Here is a 12,832-nt window from a genome sequence, read left to right on the forward strand (position 1 = left end):
CCCTCACTCTCTTACGCCGATGTACTGGAACATCGGGTAGTCCTTGCCGTCAGATACTTCCTGGAGCTCACGGTAAATGGCGTAGAAGTCATCCACCCGCACGTCGCGGCCGCCCAACCCGTAGACAAAGTTCACCGCGCTCACCCGGGCGCCATACTGGTACAGCGCAGCCCGGACCTCGGCGCCCAGGGGGCCGCCGCAGGCGGAGAAGCTGTCGGCCTTATCCATGACGGCCACCGCCTTCACGTTCTGCAGGGCCTGGGCAATGGCCTGGGCCGGGAAGGGACGGAAGGCGCGGATCTTCACAAGGCCCGCCCTGACGCCCCGGCTGCGCAGCGTTTCGATGGCCGCCTTGCCGGTGCCGGCGGAGGAGCCGATACACACGGCGGCGTACTCCGCGTCCTCCATCCGGTAGCATTCGATCAGTCCATAATAGCGGCCGGTCAGGTCGCCGTACTCCCTGGAGACCCGCTCAATGACCGCGGCGGCATGGTTCATGGCCTCCGTCTGCTGGCGCTTGAGCTCCATATAGTAGGCGGAGATGCCGTAGGGGCCGAAGCCCGCCGGTTCCCTGGGGTTGAGCAGATAGTGCTTCGGGTGGTACTCCCCCACGAACTGCTTTGCCGTCTCATCGTCCTCCAGCACCAGGTTCTGCACCGCGTGGCTGGTGATGAACCCGTCCTGGCAGACCATGATGGGCAGCAGCACCTCCGGGTCCTCGGCGATGCGGTGGGCCATGAGCATGTTGTCATAGGCCTCCTGGGCGTCCTCGCTGTAGAGCTGCATCCAGCCGCTGTCCCGGGACCCCATGGAGTCGGAGTGGTCGCAGTTGATGTTGATGGGGCCGGTCAGCGCCCGGTTCACCACCGCCATGACGATGGGCAGCCGGTCGGAGGCCGCCACGTAGAGCATTTCATGCATATAGGCAAACCCGGCGGAGCTGGTGGCGGTCATGGCCCGCACTCCAGCCGCCTCGGCGCCCACGCAGGCACTGATGGCACTGTGCTCGGATTCCACGGTGATGAACTCCGTGGTGAGTTTCCCCTCCGCCAGGAAGGAGGAGACGTACTGGGGAATTTCCGTGGAGGGCGTGATGGGGAACGCCGCAATCACGTCGGGATCGATCTGGCGGATGGCATTGGCCACCGCCTCATTTCCGGAAAGCCGGTCTCTTCTGCTCATCACTTCTCCTCCTTTCCCTCTCCGTATGTAATGGCGCCGAAGGGGCATACTGCGGCGCAGATGCCGCAGCCCTTGCAGTGGTCATAGTCAAAGTCCAGCCGCCTGCCGTCCTGGACGGGAATGGAACTGTCAGGGCAGACCGGGAAGCACAGCAGGCACTGCCTGCACTTGTCCGGATGGAACACGGGAGCCACCGTGCGCCACTCGCCGGTCTTCACCTCCGGGGAGTTGGCCCCGCCGTATACCACCCCGCCTACGGTCATATCCCGCCAGGGGCTCTTTTCATGGATGTTTTTCACAGGGCAACAACCTCCTCCCACGCGTCGCGGATCGCCTTCATGTTGCCCTCCAAAACCTCCGGCTTGGAGGCGAACTTGTGGGCAAAGGACCCGTGCATGTTCTCAAAAAACTCCTGGGGCTCCATCATGCCCGACACCTTGACCACCGCGGCCAGCAGCGGCGTGTTGGGCATGTTCTTTCCGATGTCCCGCTCCGAAATGGACCGGGCGTCCACCCGGTAGAGCCTGCCCGCAAAGCCCGGCAGCATGGCCCGGATCTCCTGGGCGCTTTTGCAGCTGTTGAGAATCAGGGCGCCGCCTTCCTTCAGCCCCGCGGTGACGTCCACGGACTCAATCAGGGACTCGTCCACCACCACCACAAGGTCGGGGTCATAAATGTTGGAGTGAATGGAAATCGGTTCACTGTCCAACCGGTTATACGCGGTAATGGGAGCGCCCATGCGCTCAGGGCCATATTCCGGGAATCCCTGGACGTACATGCCTTTGGTGAAAGCCACGTCCGCCAGCAGCAGCGCCGCGGTCTTGGCGCCCTGGCCGCCCCGGCCATGCCAACGAATTTCAATCATCTGTCTTTCCCCCTGTTCCTGATGTCCTGTCCGCTCAGCAGCTGGAAGGGCGTTTTTCGCCTTTCTCTCTCTTTTGAACAGTTTCGTATATCATATAACTAAATTGCTCCCCGTGTCCATGTTCAAAATCACAAAGCGCCCCACGTTTTCCCACAAAATATTGGGTATTCGTCCCAGATGCCCGGCAGTTTCCACAACATGGCAAACTACAAAATAAGCGCGGGCCAAGATAGCCCGCGCTTGTGGTTTGTCCGCCAGTCACATACTCCGGAACACATCCTTGTTCTTGCAGAAATACTCCACGCCGGAATAGAGCGTGGTCAGCACGATCACCCACACGCAGATCGCATTCACCACCGCTGGGAGGGGAAGGAACATCAGCACGATGCACACCATGGTGGCGGCGGTCTTTACCTTTCCGGACCACCCCGCGGCGATGACCCGCCCCTCGTCGGAGGCCAGCATCCTGAGGCCGCTGACGGCGAATTCCCGGACGATCACGATCAGCAGCGCCCAGGCCGGCATCTGCCGGTTCTCCACAAACCACAGCATGGCGGCCACCACCAGCATCTTGTCCGCCAGCGGGTCGGCAAATTTGCCGAAGTCCGTCACCAAGTTGTACTTCCGGGCGATCTTTCCGTCCAAAAGGTCCGTCAGGCTGGCCGCAATGAAAATGACCAGGGCCACATAGGACGCACCGGGAAAGCCCCAGTACAGCACCACCATGAAGACGGGGATCAGCAGAATGCGCAGCAGCGTCAGCTTATTGGGTAAGTTCATGTTCCATTCTCTCCTTTTTGTAGCCACTACCGGTCTTCCAGCTCGCCGGTCAGCTCGCCGTCCATGACGCCGGTGAGGCGCACGGTGACAAATTCGCCGATCTGCGGGTCCTTTTCCGCGGTGAAGTAGATGCGGCCGTCGATGTCCGGCGACTCGGCATAGCTGCGGCCGAAGAACATCTGAGCCTGGCCGTCGAATCCCTCGCACAGCACCTCCCGGCTCTGGCCCAGGACGGACGCGTTGTAGGCGTCGATGATGTCGGACTGGACGTCCACCACCAGCTCCGCCCGGCGGACCGCCTCCTCCGTGGGCACATGGTCCATGGCCGCGGCCCTGGTGCCCTCCTCCGGGGAGAAGGGAAACACGCCAGCCCGCTCGATCTTCACCTCACGCAAAAAGTCGCAGAGCTCCTCAAAGGCCTCCGGCGTCTCATAGGGAAGGCCGGTGATCAGGCTGGTGCGCAGCACCAGCCCAGGAATCCGCTCCCGGAGCGTTTTCAGCAGCGCCAGAAGCTCCGCCTTGGTGTCCCGGCGGTTCATGGCCTTGAGGATCGTATCGTTGCAGTGCTGGATGGGCAGGTCGATGTAGGGCAGCACCTTCTCCTCCTCCGCCACGGTGTCGATCAGCTCGTCGGTGATCTCGTCGGGATAGAGGTAATGGAGGCGGATCCAGTGGAAGGGCAGCTTGGCAAGCTGGCGCAGCAGCCGGGCCAAGGCGTGGCCGCCGTAGAGGTCCGTACCGTAGCGGGTGATATCCTGGGCAATGACGATCAGCTCCTTCACCCCGGCGTCCGCCAGCTCAGCCGCCTCAGTCAGCAGCTCCTCCATGGGGCGGCTGCGGTACTTGCCCCTGAGGGAGGGGATGACGCAGTAGGCGCAGTGGTTGTCGCAGCCCTCGGCGATGCGCAGATACGCGTACCAGGGCGGCGTGGAGAGGATGCGCTCTCCCCCCTGCTCCGCCGTGTGGATGCTTCCAAAGCGGCTGGGCCGCTGCCCGGCCATGGCCTGCTCCACGGCGGAGACGATCTCCGTATAGCTCCCCGTGCCCAGGATGCCGTCCACCTCCGGCAGCTCCTCCAGTACATCGCCCTTGTAGCGCTGGGCCATGCAGCCCGTGACCAGGATTTTTTGAATCCGGCCGGCACGCTTGAGCTCCGCCATCTGCAAAATGTTGTCAATGGCCTCCTCGTTGGCGCTGCTCAAAAAGCCGCAGGTGTTGACCACCACCACATCCGCGCCGTCCGGCTCCGCCTGGACGTGGTGGCCCGAACCCTCCACCAGGGCCATCATCTGCTCGCAGTTGACCTGGTTTTTGGCGCAGCCCAGGGAGATGAATGCAACGTTGTAACTCAAAGTGATGTCCCTTCCTTTCCCCGCCAGGTGGGGTCGTCGGTGATGCCCACCAGGTAGTCTGTGGACACGTGGAAATACTCCGCCAGGAGCACTAACTTTTCAATGGTGGTGCTCCTTCCGCCGCTTTCCAGCATACTGATGGATTTGTGGGTCAGTCCCAAAACTTCTCCCAACTCCTGCTGGCTGAGATGCGCCGCCTTGCGCAGCTGGTGGACCCGTTTGCTTAATAAAAGCGTTGTACGCATAAAAACACCTCTTGACTTGTTCCTTTAGGTGGAGTATACTCCACCTAAAGGAACAATTTATATCTATGGGGGTATTCCGATGTTTGACTTTCTCTCATCCATCTACTACGACGAACCGCTGGGCCTTCAGGGCAAGATGCCCCTGGCGCCGCCCTGCACGCCCTTGGAGCGGGCCATCCGCGACCAGCTGGAGCCCCTTGGCCCAAAGGAGGCGGACAGGCTTCTGGACGACATCCGCATACTGGCCCAGGAGTACCGGAACAGGGCCTTCCAGGCCGGGGCGGAGTTCGGCGCCCAGCTGACGCTCCAGCTTTTTGACGGCATCCAGCCGTAAGGGCGCCCGGGAGCCGCGGCCTCAAGCCGCATCACTCGTCCTCTATCTCCGCGCCCAGCCGGCCGAAGGCGGAGCGTACCTCCCCCCAGGAGTAGCCCCGGCGCACCAGGGCGTCGCAGAGCCGCTTCTTCTCCTTCTCGTCCACGGGACGCCCCCGGAGCTTTTGGCGCAAAAACCGATCGATCTGTTCCTCCGCCGGAGGGGACTCCTCCAGCGCGGCGTCCCACAGCTCACGGGGCACGCCCTTTTCATAGAGCTTGTCCCGCAGGCGGCCGGGGCCGTACCCCATGGCGGCGTAGTGGCGCACGACCATGGCCGCGTAGGCGCCGTCGTCCATGGCGCCTATGGCCTCCAGCCACTCGGCGGCATAGCGGGCTTCCGCCTCCGTGGCGCCCTTTTCCTGGAGCTTGCGCATCAGGTCCCGGCGGGACATGGCCCGGCTGCCGATGAGCTCGGCGGCACGGGCCTTTGTGTCGGACACGCCGGCCGCCCGGCGCAGTGCCGCGCACTCCTCCTCCTGAAGCTCCCGGCCCGGGCGCAGGTCGAATTCCAGCAGCTCCTGCTCCGTGGCCTTCAGCAGCTCGCCGCCCTCCATAAACAGCAGGATGCGGCCCTTTTTATGCTTGGACCGCTCCAGCCGCTCAATCCTCATCGTTGAACTCTTCGGCGGACACATCCACCGCCCGGCCAGCAGCCTTGGCGGCAATCCGCGCCTGGTTGCTCATCAGCTTCGGGAAGTCCCTGCGGATGGCGGCTTCCAGCTTCTCCGCCACCTCGGGGTTTTCCTTCAGGTAGTTTTTGGCCGAATCCCGGCCCTGGCCGATGCGGGTCTCCCCCATGGAGAACCAGGAGCCGCTCTTTTGCACCAGGTCCAGCTTCACGCCCAGGTCCACCAGCTCCCCCTCCCGGGAGATGCCCTCGCCGTACATGATGTCGAACTCCGCCTCCCGGAAGGGCGGCGCCACCTTGTTCTTCACCACCTTGGCCCGGGTGCGGTTGCCGATGATCTCGCTGCCGTTTTTCAGCGCCTCGATCCGGCGCACGTCGATGCGGACGCTGGCATAGAACTTTAAGGCCCGGCCGCCGGTGGTGACCTCCGGGTTTCCGTACATCACACCCACCTTTTCACGCAGCTGGTTGATGAAAACCACGACGCAGTTGGTCTTTCCGATGGCGCCGGTGAGCTTGCGCAGGGCCTGGCTCATCAGCCGGGCCTGGAGGCCCACATAACTGTCGCCCATCTCGCCCTCGATCTCAGCCCGGGGCACCAGGGCGGCCACAGAGTCCACCACCACCACGTCGATGGCGCCGGAACGCACCAGGGCCTCGGTGATCTCCAGGGCCTGCTCGCCGGTATCCGGCTGGGAGATCAGCATGTCCTCGATGTCGACACCAAGGGCCCTTGCGTAAGTGGGGTCCAGGGCGTGCTCGGCGTCCACAAAGGCCACCTCCCCGCCCTTTTTCTGAGCCTGGGCCAGGATGTGCAGAGCCAGGGTGGTCTTACCGGAGGACTCGGGGCCGTAGATCTCTATAATGCGGCCCTTGGGGATGCCGCCGATGCCCAGCGCCACATCCAGCGCCAGGGAGCCGGTGGGGATGAAGTCCACGTTGACGTTCATGTTGTCCCCCAGCCGCATAATGGAGCCCTTGCCGTACATCCGTTCAATCTGGGCCATCGCCGTATCAATGGCCTGCTTCTTATCCGATGCCGCCACCGCAGTGGCCGTCTTGGTCATCTTTTTCTCTGCCATTCTGTTTCCTCCTATACTCCCGGCTAAATTTCCGTGCAAAGGGTGCCGTAGACCACCCGTGGAATCCCGGCTGTGTCTCGTACGATCTGAATGTCTCCAAAGCCCTGGGACCGCATGATCCGCAGCACCTCGTCCGCCTGCCCCACGCCCACCTCGAAATAGAGCCGGCCGCCGGGAGCCAGTGCCTGGCGCCACAGCTCGGAGATGAGGCGGTAGAAGCGGTAGCCGTCCGGGCCGCCATCCAGGGCCATACGGGGCTCATAGTCCCGGACGGACACATCCAATGTGTCCAAATCCGCCGTGGGGATGTAGGGCGGGTTGCAGACGATGCAGCGGAACTCCCCCATGGAGACAGGCTTTGACGCGGCGTCCGCCCGGACAGAGACCACCCGGCCGGACAGGCCGCACCGGCGGATGTTCTGGCGGCAGACCTTCAGCGCCTCCTCCGACAGCTCCGCCAGCACCACATGGGCCTGGGGCGTGTGGGCGGCCACCGCCAGCCCCACGCAGCCGCTCCCGGCGCACAGGTCCAGCACCCGGCACTCCCCCTGGTCCTTCAGATAGGAGATGGCCTCCGAGGCCAGCACCTCCGTGTCGGTCCGGGGGATCAGCACATGGCGGGAGATGTCCAGGGGCAGGGCGTAAAACTCCCACTCGCCGATGAGGTAGGCCACCGGCTCGCCCTTTAAGTGGCGCTCTAACAGCTCCCGTGCCCGCTGCTCAATGGCGGGGGAAGCATAGAGCGCGCCGTCCCGGTACAGCTCCTCCCGGGTCTTCCCCGCGGCGAAGCACGTGAGCTCCCGGGCCTCCAACGTGGGCATCTCCACTCCAGCGGCCTTCAGCTGCCGCCGGAGGTCCAGATATAAATTGTTATAGGTGACTGCCAAAACACTCACTCCTGTTGTCTATTACCACGCGTCCTTGCCCTTTTCCCCGGGCAGCACCAGCTCCAAAGAGCGGATGGCCACCTCGATCATGGAGTCGTCAGGCTCATTGGTGGTGAAATTCTGCATCCACATCCCCGGCGCCGTCAGCGCCCGGGTCAGTGCGTTGTCGTTGCGGCCCACCCAGCGGTTGAACTCATAGGTCACACCCACCACCAGAGGCAGCAGCACCAGGTGCACCGCCGTGCGCAGCCAGACGTTGGTGATGGGCCAGATGCCAAAGACCACGCTGGAAAAGAGGATGGACACAAAGATCACCACGAACAAAAAGCTGGTGCCGCAGCGGGGGTGATGGCGGGGCTGGGCGCGGACGTTTTCCACCGTCAGCGGCAGTCCCGCCTCGTAGCAGAAGATGGTCTTATGCTCCGCCCCATGGTACTGAAACACCCGGTAAATATCCTTCTGCCGGGAGCAGACGATGAGGTAGATCAGGAAGATGGCGATTTTCAGCACGCCCTCCACCAGGTTCCGGCCCCACATGGGCAGGCCCGGGAAAAAGTGCAGCAGCCCGCCGGTCAAAAAAGTGGGCAGCACCAGGAACAAAAAGACGGACAGCCCCACGCCCAGCACCACGGAGAGGCCGATGATGAAGCTCTCCACCTTTTTGCTGGAAAAGTGCTTTTCCAGCCACTGGTCAAATTTGGAGGGCTTGGCGTTCTCGTCATCCGGATAGAAGTCAGCGGAGTACATCAGCGCCTGGACGCCCTTGACCATGGAGTCCAGGAAGTTCACCGTGCCTCGGATCAGCGGCCAGCCGAGAATGGGGTGCTTGTCCCGGATCAGCTTCAGCTCTTCCACCTTCTCCACCAGCCGGCCCTCCTGGTCCCGGACCACAATGGCCTGCCGTTCCGGGCCGCGCATCAAAATGCCCTCGATCAGCGCCTGTCCGCCGATGCTGGTGCGAAACTTGTTTTTTTCCTCTGCCATAGTTCCCTTTCCCGACTGAGATTGTATCACAGTCTCTTTCATAATGCAACAATTGTTCTATTTTCAATTGGCGGTTGGAATGCGGATGGTGACCACGGCTCCGCCGCCCTCGGCGTTGCCGATGTCAAAGGTGCCGTTGTGCAGCCGGACAATTTCGTCGCACACCGCAAGCCCGATCCCGCTGCCCCGGGCCTTGGAGGAGCCTTTGTAGAACTTCTGCTTGACAAAGGGCAGCTCCTGGGCCGGGACGCCCGGGCCGTAGTCCCGGACACGGATCACCAGATACACGCCCTCCTTGGCAATGGAGGCGTCGATCCGCTTGCCGGAGCCGCCGTGCTTGGCGGCGTTGTCCAACACGTTGCAGAACACCTGCTTGAGCCGCTCCGGATCGCCGGTGATGGGCTCGTACAGCTCCCCGCCGTCGTCGTAGGTCAGCTCGATGCCCTCCTGCTTAAAGAGCTCCCTGTAGGTGTAGATGGCGTCTTCAAACTCGGCCTGCAAATCCACCTGCTCCACGCTGAGGGTAAAGCGGCCGTCCTCCATCTTGGAGAACTCCAGCAGCTCCTCCACCATGTTGGTCAGCCTGCGGGACTCCTTCATGATGATGCCCAGGCCCCGGCGCTGCTGCTCCGGGTCGCCGCTGGTGTCCTCCATCATGGTCTCGGCCCAGCCGTTGATGGCGGTCAGCGGCGTGCGCAGCTCGTGGGAGACCGAGGAGATGAACTCCGTTTTCATCTTTTCGCTCTGGCTGATCTTCAGCGACATGTCGTTGATGTTGTCCACCAGCTCCGCCAGTTCGTCGGAATACCGGTTTTCCACCTGGATGCCGTAGCTGCCGGCGGAGATGCGCTTGGCGGCCTGGCTGACCTCCGCCACCGGCTCCACCACGTTGTTGATGAACAACAGATTGGAGAACACCACCATGGCGATGCAGACCGCGGCGATGAGGATGACGATCAGAATGCTGATGAGAATCTGGCGGTTCACCTGCTGCAGCGAGGTGACATAGCGCATGATGCCCACGGTCCGCCCATTGAAGGAGAGGGGGCAGGAGACAGACATGATGTTTTCCCCGGTCTGGGGGTCCCGGCCCCGGAAGGAGGCGATTTCCCCGGTCTCAATGGCCTCCTGGATATCGGAGGTTCCGGGGGAAGTGCCGGTGGTCAGGCCGTAGGAGGAGATCTGGATCTGGCCGGCGCCGTTTAAAAACTGGAGCTCCAGCCGGTCCTTGTCCTCAAACCCCTCGGCATAGCTGTTGGCAATCTGATAGTACTGCATGTAGTTGTTCAGCGAATAGCTTGTGACAAAGTCGGCCCCTGCCTTTGCCTTGGACCGCAGGGTATTCTGCATGGTGCTGAAGTAATAGCTTGTGACGCTGGCGGAAAAGAGGCACACGGTCAGCACCACCATCACCAGCACCGGCATGATGGTATTGACCACCCAGCGCTGGCGCAGGCCCCGGATCTGGAGGGTGCTTTTCATGTTTTTCATATGTTCGGAGTACTCCATGGCGCCCCCTCCTTTCTCTTCCAATCCAGCAAAAACCGCCTGCGGTACTTGAGTTCCGCATAGCGCTGTACCCGCTCCAAGACCACCGCGTCCCATACGCCGCCCACGGCGCCGGCCACCGGAATCCCCTGAAGGAACTTCATATACAGGAGATTTTGGGAAAGGGCCGCCGCTGCGGAGCGCCGAAGCTCCTCCTGCGGCGCAGGCGCGGCCCACTCCCCCTCCTGGAGGAAGCGGTTCAGCTCCGTGTTCCCCGCTCTCAGCTCCTCCCCGCAGGAGAGGGCCGTGCGAATCAGCTCCAGCACAAACCGGCGCTCCTCCGCATCGTCCCAGGGATAGCCATAGTTCACCGCAAGCTCGCAGAGGCTTTTGAGCAGCATCCCCGTAAAGAGCACCACATCTGGCAGGCCCACGCCCACCAGGCCCAGCCCCACGCCCTCCACGCCGGAGAGCAACAGATTTTTCCGCCCCGTTCCCGCCGCTGCCCGGGAAAAGGCCCGCAGCGACCGGCCGTCCGGCTGAAGCTGGGCCGCATAGCGGCGCAGCAGGTACTCCCGCTCCCGCTTCTGCCTGCCGCTGACCCCCTCGATCAGGCCGGTCCCTTTCTCAAACACCGTAGAAAACGCCTTTTCAAAGGCGGATTCCAGCGTCCTTTGCAGCGTTTTCGGCACTACCGGCTCCAATTTGCGGTTCAGATAGGGGGTGCGCTCAACCCGGTTCTGCTCCAAGAACCGCTTTTCCCGCTTCCAGAGCCGGGTATACTCCCGCTCCCATGCTGTCTTACTGGCCATTGTCTCCTTCACACCGCACGGCAACTGCGGCCCGGCGGCCCTGCCCCATGCTTAAAAGCCCCATTTGTATCCGTATCCCCACACGGTGGTGATGTAAGTGGGGTTGGTCACATTGTCCTCGATCTTCAGGCGCAGGCGGCGGATGTTCACGTCCACGATCTTCAGCTCGCCAAAGTAGTCCCGGCCCCAGACCATATCCAGGATTTCCTCCCGGGAAAGGGCCTTCCCCGGGTTCTCCATGAACATCTTCATGATGGAGTACTCCACCTGGGTCAGCTTGATCCGCTCCCCGTTCTTCTCCAGCGTGCGGTTGCGGGTGTTGAGCAGGAAGGGCTCCTGCCGGATTTCGCCGCTTTGCTCGTCCGCTCCGCCGCCGGCCCGGCGGAACAGGGCGTCCACCCGGGCGGTGAGCTCCGCCGGAGAGAAGGGCTTGGTCACATAGTCGTCGGCGCCGGTCATCAGCCCCGTCACCTTGTCCATCTCCTGGGAGCGGGCGGTGAGCATGATGATGCCGATTTTTGTGTTGGTGGCCCGAATCCTGCGGCACACCTCAAACCCGTCGATGCCGGGGAGCATAATGTCCAGCAGCGCCACCTTGGTGTCCGGGTTGTCCTTCAGCCGGTCCAGCGCCTCCTCGCCGCTCTCCGCCTCCACTACTTCATATCCGGCTCGGCGCAGGTTGATGACAATAAAGCTGCGGATGCTGGACTCATCTTCCAAAACCAATACTTTTTTCATGGCTGCCTCCGTTTCATCAATCGTCTCCCGACGCCCATTCGGTGACGATCAGTTTGAAGCTGCTGCGCAGTTCGTCCTCCGTGATGCCGAAGTCCCAACTTTCATTGGCGTCTAACAGCTCCGCTGCGAAAATGGTCTCCGCCTGACGGCTGAGCAGGAAGCGGCTGCCCTGGGTGATCTTATACTCCGGGCTGCTTCCGCTGATGGTGTATATCTTCAGGAATTCCTGATAGGGCTCCGTATCGCTGCCCTGGATGGCAAAGGTCACGGCAATCTCGTCCGGATCGCCGTCATCACGCGAGATTGTCACCCGCTTTTTCCACTCCTCAGGCAGAATGAGGTACCACCCGTCCGCCACATCATGGTAGGTGCTGATGGCAAGCGAGGGCGAGCCATTCAGGTCATACCTTCTCCAGTTGATGGGGTAGCAGGCGTCGGTGCTGCCCCAGCCGGCAAGGTCAAAGGGCGCCGGGACCTCCGTCAGCCCGTCGCCGTCGATGTCCGTGGGAAACAGGGGCTGATAGCGGAAAATCTCGGTCGAGACGCCGGTGGCGTTGTTCATGGTGATGTTCACCAGCTCGTCATTTTTCACCGCCAGGATATCCGTGACCTGGAACAGGGAGTCCTCCACGCCGGTGACAAACAGGGCCGGGACGCCGCCTTCCAGCATGCCGGAGCGGACGCGGCCCGAGGAGAGCTCGGCGATGGAGACGGAGATCTTGGCGGAGGGGCGCTGAACCAGCGTCTGGTCGCTCCAGGCATAGTAGTCCGCCACCGTGTTGCCCTGGTCGTCGGAGCGGATCATCACCAGCTCCTGCAAACCGTCCTGGTTGAGATCCCGCACCGCGTAGCGGGAATAGGTGTTGCGCAGCAGCTCCACAGGCTGGAAGTCCTTCAGGGAGTAAACCGTCAGCGCCTGAAGCTCCGTACTGACGCGCCATCCCACGATCAGCTCCTGCAAGCCGTCCTGATCCATGTCGGTATAGGCAATGCTGTAAATGGCGCTGCCGCTGCCTTCAATCACAGCCGCCTCCTCATAGGAGTCGTCCACGGACCGGAAGATATAGATTTTCAAAGGCCGCTCATCCGCGCTCTTGCGCATGAAGGCCAGCGCCTCCTCTTCCCCGTCCCCGTCCAGGTCCACCATCTGCACGGGCTGGATGTTGCTGCCCGACTGGGGCGCGGCGTATTCCCCGCCCCCGGCCATGATGGCATCGATTCGCTCCCTCAGTTCCGTGTACTCCGGGGGAAGCTGCGGCAGGCTGTAAAGCTCCTCCACCGAGGCGTTGAACAAACACCCCGACAAACAGAAGGTGACTGCCAGCAAAATGGCAGCCATCCAACATCTTTTCATCATACGGCCCACTGGCAATCCCCTTTCCTTCCCGTTTCAGAACATACTTTAACTTATACA

At 62.2% G+C, this 12,832-nt stretch carries 15 protein-coding genes; 1 reads left to right on the forward strand and 14 read right to left on the reverse strand.

From position 1 onward, the window contains the following. Positions 1-3 precede the first annotated feature (3 nt). The 6 genes from porA to H8790_RS09405 all read right to left on the reverse strand — a co-directional run bounded on the left by porA (position 4) and on the right by H8790_RS09405 (position 4,424). A complete protein-coding gene (gene porA / locus H8790_RS09380; protein WP_187332271.1) occupies positions 4-1,182 on the reverse strand; it encodes a pyruvate ferredoxin oxidoreductase in 1,179 nt (392 codons plus the stop codon). Beyond that, complete coding sequence (locus H8790_RS09385) at positions 1,182-1,445, reverse strand: 4Fe-4S binding protein (RefSeq protein ID WP_187334282.1); 264 nt, start codon at positions 1,443-1,445, stop codon at positions 1,182-1,184. The genes porA and H8790_RS09385 overlap by 1 nt, the downstream gene beginning before the upstream one ends. A gap of 32 nt (positions 1,446-1,477) precedes the next feature. After that, positions 1,478-2,047, reverse strand: a complete 570-nt coding sequence (locus H8790_RS09390; RefSeq protein WP_187332272.1) for a 2-oxoacid:acceptor oxidoreductase family protein — start codon at positions 2,045-2,047, stop codon at positions 1,478-1,480. A 258-nt stretch (positions 2,048-2,305) separates the two neighbouring features. Continuing rightward, positions 2,306-2,827, reverse strand: coding sequence for a CDP-diacylglycerol--glycerol-3-phosphate 3-phosphatidyltransferase (gene pgsA, locus H8790_RS09395; RefSeq protein ID WP_187332273.1), 522 nt, complete (start codon positions 2,825-2,827; stop codon positions 2,306-2,308). A 26-nt stretch (positions 2,828-2,853) separates the two neighbouring features. Continuing rightward, positions 2,854-4,179, reverse strand: coding sequence for a 30S ribosomal protein S12 methylthiotransferase RimO (rimO, locus tag H8790_RS09400; protein WP_187332274.1), 1,326 nt, complete (start codon positions 4,177-4,179; stop codon positions 2,854-2,856). Beyond that, complete coding sequence (locus tag H8790_RS09405; RefSeq protein WP_187332275.1) at positions 4,176-4,424, reverse strand: helix-turn-helix domain-containing protein; 249 nt, start codon at positions 4,422-4,424, stop codon at positions 4,176-4,178. The genes rimO and H8790_RS09405 overlap by 4 nt, the downstream gene beginning before the upstream one ends. A gap of 79 nt (positions 4,425-4,503) precedes the next feature. Here H8790_RS09405 and H8790_RS09410 point away from each other — a divergent pair, with 79 nt between their 5' ends. After that, complete coding sequence (locus H8790_RS09410; protein WP_187332276.1) at positions 4,504-4,758, forward strand: hypothetical protein; 255 nt, start codon at positions 4,504-4,506, stop codon at positions 4,756-4,758. A gap of 31 nt (positions 4,759-4,789) precedes the next feature. Here H8790_RS09410 and H8790_RS09415 read toward each other — a convergent pair whose 3' ends face one another. The 8 genes from H8790_RS09415 to H8790_RS09450 form a co-directional block, all read right to left on the reverse strand. Beyond that, positions 4,790-5,410 carry a regulatory protein RecX gene (locus H8790_RS09415; protein WP_187332277.1) on the reverse strand — a complete coding sequence of 207 codons (621 nt, stop codon included), beginning with the start codon at positions 5,408-5,410 and terminating at the stop codon, positions 4,790-4,792. Continuing rightward, on the reverse strand, positions 5,400-6,509 hold the full coding sequence (gene recA / locus H8790_RS09420; protein WP_187332278.1) for a recombinase RecA: 1,110 nt from the start codon (positions 6,507-6,509) through the stop codon (positions 5,400-5,402). Before recA ends, H8790_RS09415 begins: the two co-directional genes overlap by 11 nt. A gap of 23 nt (positions 6,510-6,532) precedes the next feature. Further along, positions 6,533-7,396, reverse strand: coding sequence for a peptide chain release factor N(5)-glutamine methyltransferase (gene prmC / locus H8790_RS09425; protein ID WP_187332279.1), 864 nt, complete (start codon positions 7,394-7,396; stop codon positions 6,533-6,535). Positions 7,397-7,417: 21 nt separating this feature from the next. Then, the gene (locus tag H8790_RS09430; protein ID WP_187332280.1) at positions 7,418-8,380 is read right to left on the reverse strand and encodes a DUF1385 domain-containing protein; all 963 of its coding nucleotides are present in this window, start codon (positions 8,378-8,380) and stop codon (positions 7,418-7,420) included. A gap of 63 nt (positions 8,381-8,443) precedes the next feature. Next, positions 8,444-9,889 carry a HAMP domain-containing sensor histidine kinase gene (locus H8790_RS09435; protein WP_243208476.1) on the reverse strand — a complete coding sequence of 482 codons (1,446 nt, stop codon included), beginning with the start codon at positions 9,887-9,889 and terminating at the stop codon, positions 8,444-8,446. Further along, positions 9,868-10,680: an EcsC family protein gene (locus H8790_RS09440; protein ID WP_187332281.1), complete on the reverse strand. Its 813-nt coding sequence runs from the start codon at positions 10,678-10,680 to the stop codon at positions 9,868-9,870. The genes H8790_RS09435 and H8790_RS09440 overlap by 22 nt, the downstream gene beginning before the upstream one ends. A gap of 51 nt (positions 10,681-10,731) precedes the next feature. Next, the gene (locus H8790_RS09445) at positions 10,732-11,418 is read right to left on the reverse strand and encodes a response regulator transcription factor (RefSeq protein WP_187332282.1); all 687 of its coding nucleotides are present in this window, start codon (positions 11,416-11,418) and stop codon (positions 10,732-10,734) included. Positions 11,419-11,434: 16 nt separating this feature from the next. Further along, positions 11,435-12,757, reverse strand: coding sequence for an FG-GAP repeat domain-containing protein (locus H8790_RS09450; protein WP_243208477.1), 1,323 nt, complete (start codon positions 12,755-12,757; stop codon positions 11,435-11,437). Between the last annotated feature and the right edge of the window lie 75 nt (positions 12,758-12,832).

It is taken from the genome of Oscillibacter hominis, assembly GCF_014334055.1.
GTDB classification, from domain to species: Bacteria; Bacillota; Clostridia; order Oscillospirales; family Oscillospiraceae; genus Oscillibacter; species Oscillibacter hominis.

Coding starts and splice junctions, on each gene's coding strand:
- porA (WP_187332271.1), bottom strand. CDS start 1,182: ATGAGCAGAAGAGACCGGCTTTCCGGAAATGAGGCGGTGGCCAATGCC.
- H8790_RS09385 (WP_187334282.1), bottom strand. CDS start 1,445: ATGACCGTAGGCGGGGTGGTATACGGCGGGGCCAACTCCCCGGAGGTG.
- H8790_RS09390 (WP_187332272.1), bottom strand. CDS start 2,047: ATGATTGAAATTCGTTGGCATGGCCGGGGCGGCCAGGGCGCCAAGACC.
- pgsA (WP_187332273.1), bottom strand. CDS start 2,827: ATGAACTTACCCAATAAGCTGACGCTGCTGCGCATTCTGCTGATCCCC.
- H8790_RS09405 (WP_187332275.1), bottom strand. CDS start 4,424: ATGCGTACAACGCTTTTATTAAGCAAACGGGTCCACCAGCTGCGCAAG.
- H8790_RS09410 (WP_187332276.1), top strand. CDS start 4,504: ATGTTTGACTTTCTCTCATCCATCTACTACGACGAACCGCTGGGCCTT.
- H8790_RS09415 (WP_187332277.1), bottom strand. CDS start 5,410: ATGAGGATTGAGCGGCTGGAGCGGTCCAAGCATAAAAAGGGCCGCATC.
- recA (WP_187332278.1), bottom strand. CDS start 6,509: ATGGCAGAGAAAAAGATGACCAAGACGGCCACTGCGGTGGCGGCATCG.
- H8790_RS09430 (WP_187332280.1), bottom strand. CDS start 8,380: ATGGCAGAGGAAAAAAACAAGTTTCGCACCAGCATCGGCGGACAGGCG.
- H8790_RS09435 (WP_243208476.1), bottom strand. CDS start 9,889: ATGGAGTACTCCGAACATATGAAAAACATGAAAAGCACCCTCCAGATC.
- H8790_RS09440 (WP_187332281.1), bottom strand. CDS start 10,680: ATGGCCAGTAAGACAGCATGGGAGCGGGAGTATACCCGGCTCTGGAAG.
- H8790_RS09445 (WP_187332282.1), bottom strand. CDS start 11,418: ATGAAAAAAGTATTGGTTTTGGAAGATGAGTCCAGCATCCGCAGCTTT.
- H8790_RS09450 (WP_243208477.1), bottom strand. CDS start 12,757: ATGGCTGCCATTTTGCTGGCAGTCACCTTCTGTTTGTCGGGGTGTTTG.